This is a genomic window from Aurantibacter sp. (assembly GCF_042094015.1).
Taxonomy (GTDB): domain Bacteria; phylum Bacteroidota; class Bacteroidia; order Flavobacteriales; family Flavobacteriaceae; genus Aurantibacter.
Window position 1 is genome coordinate 1 of the sequence record NZ_JBELDZ010000111.1, and the last position, 4,934, is coordinate 4,934.

A 4,934-nucleotide genomic window follows, 5' to 3' on the forward strand; every position below is an offset into this window, starting at 1 on the left:
CTGAATGCTTTTAGGGAGATAATGGAAACGATTAATGGAGAAGATTAAAAACGTTAATAACAAATCGAACACCTCAATAAAAAAGGCAAAAAAACAGGTATTAACTATTGAGTAAAAAAAAAGACAGAGACCACCGTATGAAGTTTGATGAAGTAAGAGAAAAACATATAGAGCTTGCGATAAAAGATTATGAATCTCATGGTATTCCAGATGGATTTAAGCAATCCGCCTATTTTGATGTTAAAATTAAAGGTAAATATTATCCTCCAAAACCTATTATGGCCTATGCAAACTTTCATGCCAAAGGAGTTGAACCTATTAATAATTTTAGTGGCGGAGTAAATACGCCGTGCTTTAATGCTTTTGAACGTTTAGGTATACCTGTAATTAAAAAAACAAAAAATATGAGTTCAAATGAAGATCTGTACAAATTAAAAGAGGATTTTTTAGCCTACTGGCCAATTGAAAGATTGGAGCTAATGACTTTGGAAGAATATACAGATACTAATAGAGAAAACTCTTTTTGTTATTGGCTAGAGCATATAACGCGAGATCTAGGGAGTATTGTTGGAGGAAGCTCTTATAAGTTTGGTATTTACAAACGTACTAGTCAAAGTGAGGTGAAGGAAGAGAGTAACCGCACGACTGATGGGGAATATGCTTGGTTTAAGAAATATGGCGAAGAAAGTAAAGAAGTCGCTTTTAAAACTGTAAAAACTATTATCATAAAGATTGCTAAAGCTGCTCAAAACAATACGCTTTCTGTTATTGATGATATCGATTTAGGGAATGCATATAAGTGGAAGATTGCCTTTTTATATGGTGACTACAATTGTCTAAACATGTTTAAATTAGATGCTTTACGTATAATAGCCTCTAATTTAAAGATAGAGTATAATAAAAAAACTCAGATCTCCTACTTTCATCAAGCCATCTTAAAACGAAAAACAGATGAAGAAGCTTATTTTACATATTGTCATGCCTTGTGGCAACAATATCAAGATCGCCTCATTGATGTTAAAAAAGATTTTGCGAAATGGCTCAATAAAAATACGTTCGAATCTTATCGTTCATTCCTGGGTAGCACTACAAATAGTATTCAGGAAAAATTAGATGAAATCAATTCTTTTTTTGATGAAATAGATTTTTTCCTAGTTGATCCTAAAAAAGTGAATGGTTTAGTGAGTACTATTTTATTTTTAATGAGTAAGAAAGAACGCATTAAAAATCCTGAATTTGTTGCATATGATTCTAAAAATAGCAATGGCATCCCTAAAGCGATTTTAGGAAAGAACAACTACATAAAATTTTTAAAAGAAACCTTTGAATACAAAGCTCCCAACTACTGGGTTTTTCAAGGGAATCCAAAAATATATGATTTCGAAACTGCCTTACGTGATGAACTATTAACTAAATGGACAGTAAGCTCTCATAAGGATAAAATAAAGGTAGGCGATAAAGTAATTATCTGGATCACAGGAAGCAAATCGGGTTGTTATGCATTAGCAGAGGTGACCTCAGAACCGTATCTTAGAAATCTAGATATTACTAGTGATTTGTGGAGCGAAGAAGATAAAAGCAACTTAAAAGCTGACTTAAAAATAACACACAACTTTGTAGATACGCCAGTATTAAAAATAACTTTGGAAAATAAAGAGGGGTTACGTGATTTTAACGGCGGAAATCAAGGAACAAATTTCAAAGCAACAGAAGAAGAATTCATGATTTTTTTAGATTGGCACGAATCAAAACTAAGCACTATGGACAGTAAAAATATCTCAACTAAAAAAATAGTAAATCCACTAAACCAAATATTATATGGGCCTCCTGGTACTGGAAAAACATATAACACAGTAAACAGTGCTTTACAAATTGTGGACCCTGAGTTTTATGAGAAAAATAAGCTTGACAGAACACAACTAAAAGAGCGCTTTGATGCCTTTGTTAAGAAAGGTAATATTGTATTTACAACGTTTCATCAAAGTATGAGTTATGAAGATTTTATAGAAGGTATCAAACCTGTAATGTCTAATAAAAGCACTAACAATGATTTAGAATATGAAATTCAAGATGGGGTTTTAAAAGAATTGGTAGGTAACATGGTTGACTTTACCACATCATCTAAAAAATCTCAAATTGATGTCATTATTGACAAGGATAAATTCAAAAAAAATATAAACAAGGTATCCTTAGGTAATAGTAACGACCCTGAAGATGACGAGATTTATCAATATTGTATACAGAACAATTGTATTGCATTAGGTTTTGGTGAAGACATTGATTTTGGGGGAGTTAAAAACCGAAACGATATTAGAGATCGGTACAGAGAAAATGGAATAGATTTTTCTACTTCAATGGATTTCAATATTTCATCGATTGAAAGATTAGCAATTTGGATGGAAGAAGGTCAATTAGTTTTCATTTCAAATGGAAACAAAAAATTGAGAGCAATCGGAGTTGTTTCAGGAAACTATTACTGTGACCCCTCAACTCCTATTCGCTATTCTCAATTTAGAAAAGTGAACTGGCTTTATACGGACATTGAAATCCCTATAAAACAGATTTATGGTAGTTACTTCTCGCAACAAACAATTTATCAAATGGCTGGGAGTAAATTTGACTACAGCTACTTCACTAAATCTAAACAGGAAGAAACTAATTCAAAAAACTATGTGCTTATAATTGATGAAATAAATCGAGGGAATGTCTCAAGTATTTTTGGAGAGCTCATTACGCTTCTAGAAACTGATAAAAGGAAGGGAAATAAAGAAGAATTAGAAGTGATACTGCCTTACTCTAAAGAACTTTTTTCTATTCCTAACAATCTACATATCATTGGAACAATGAACACCGCAGATCGCTCTGTAGAAGCACTAGATACTGCACTACGTCGTCGTTTTGAATTTAAGGAAATGATGCCAGATTACAGCGTAATTAAAGACGAAATCGTAGGTGAGATAAAGCTCTCTAAAGTATTAGAAACCATTAACCAAAGAATAGAGCTATTGATAGATCGGGATCACACCATTGGTCATTCTTATTTTGTGGGGGTAGATACTAAAGAAAAATTAGCAAGTGCCTTTAGAAATAAAATTGTACCCCTGTTACAAGAATATTTTTATGGGGACTATGGTAAAATTGGATTGGTACTCGGAAAAGGATTCATAAAAAGAGAGAAGAATAAACATTTACAATTTTCAAGTTTCAATTACGAAGGAAAAGAAGAATTTATAACCCCTACCTTCACCCTGAAACCAATTGATAAATCAACTATTATTGAAGCAGTAAGTCAATTATCTGAAACCAAAGAAAGTTAATTTTGAGCATTCACAAAACCATCGCTGTCTTTGAGCATCAACGATTAAAAATTGGTGATCATGGCTTTAAACAAACGCATTTAGATGCGCTATTGAAGCTTAATGAGTACCATGATGGGAATTACTTTGAACCGATCGCAAAAGGGATTAAGTTCAACCAGTACGTGGGTATTATCCAGGTAGATGGTCTTAGCATAGAAATACACCCCAAAGCGGATAAAGAAGACGACGACCATAAATGGAAAGACGTTTTAATAAATATGCTGAAATCTTGTGGTCGCCTAAAAGCAAAATCATCAGGGGCTGCAAACGTCAAGAGACAACATCTCAACTTATTAGAGGTTTATTTTGAAATGTATCTACTGGAAGTAGAAAACCTAGTAAGAAGAGGACTCATTAAAAAATACAGAACACAAACACAGAATACCAAAGCGTTAAAGGGAAAGTTAGAGTTTGCAGGTCACGTTAGACGTAATCTAATTCATAAAGAAAGGTTTCATACAACTCATCAAGTATACGACGGCAATCACTTGCTTCACCAAGTGCTTCACAAAGCATTAAATATAGTAGACCAATTTACCAAGGGAACTCGTCTGAATGACCTAACAAATAGGGTCCTTCTTAACTTTCCTAAAGTTGATCTAAAAACAATTACATCGAAACAAATAAATAGCATTTCACTAGATAGAAAATCGAGCAGTTATAAAGATGCGATTGAATTGGCCCGTTTGATTATTTTGAATTATTCACCTGATATTTCTAGTGGTAAGGAAAAAATGCTATCCCTACTTTTTGATATGAATGTGCTCTGGGAAGAATATATTTTGATTCAGCTAAGAAAAGAACTTATAAACTCTGTTTACGAAGTAAAAGGGCAGGACAGTCAGACTTTTATTGGTTCTAATTTCTTAAAACCCGATGTCGTAATTCAACATAAAGACGACCCTAACAAAGTTTACATCATAGATACCAAATGGAAACGTCCTCAAAATAAATCTTCATCTATTTCAGACTTAAGGCAAATGTATGTATACAACCGTTTTTGGAATGCTCAAAAAGCGATGCTATTGTACCCTGGTGAATCCAATTACAATTCGTTCAAAAAGTTTGAAACGGAAGATTTTGTTAGGAATGGTGATCAAACAAACTCAATTACACACTTATGTAAATCAGGTTTTATTAGCGTACTAGATGAAAACAATAAGCTAAGCACTACTATTGGTAAGGAAGTGCTAGCGCTTTTAGAGGAAGACTTTCAATCTTAAACTGTTTATAAAATGAGTAGCCCAGTAGAGGAACATTTCATTTGTAATAAATGTAAACACCTAAGACTTTTATCTGGAGGGTGCAATGCGTTTCCTGGGGATATTCCCTATGGGATGGGTGTTTTGTTTCAACATTACAAGCCACTACCAGGACAGAAGAACACGATTGTGTTTGAGCCAGGGGAGCCTGAAGAGATATAGTACTCACAACACACTAAACAATCTCCTAGCGAACTAAATATCAGTTCATAGCAGCTGCTTGAATTATCAGTGATTTGTTTAGCTTACTTAAATCGGATTAGGTGTTACCTCTTATCCACTGATACAAAATGGGTAAAAAGGTTTACCTATT

Annotated in this window: 2 protein-coding genes; both read left to right on the top strand. The window is 33.4% G+C overall.

Annotated features, from left to right (window positions below):
* Positions 1 to 107 precede the first annotated feature (107 nt).
* Positions 108 to 3,317 carry an McrB family protein gene (locus ACFDSN_RS11685; protein WP_375240036.1) on the top strand — a complete coding sequence of 1,070 codons (3,210 nt, stop codon included), beginning with the start codon at positions 108 to 110 and terminating at the stop codon, positions 3,315 to 3,317.
* Between the two features lie 2 nt (positions 3,318 to 3,319).
* Positions 3,320 to 4,582, top strand: coding sequence for an McrC family protein (locus ACFDSN_RS11690; protein ID WP_375240037.1), 1,263 nt, complete (start codon positions 3,320 to 3,322; stop codon positions 4,580 to 4,582).
* Positions 4,583 to 4,934: the final 352 nt, after the last annotated feature.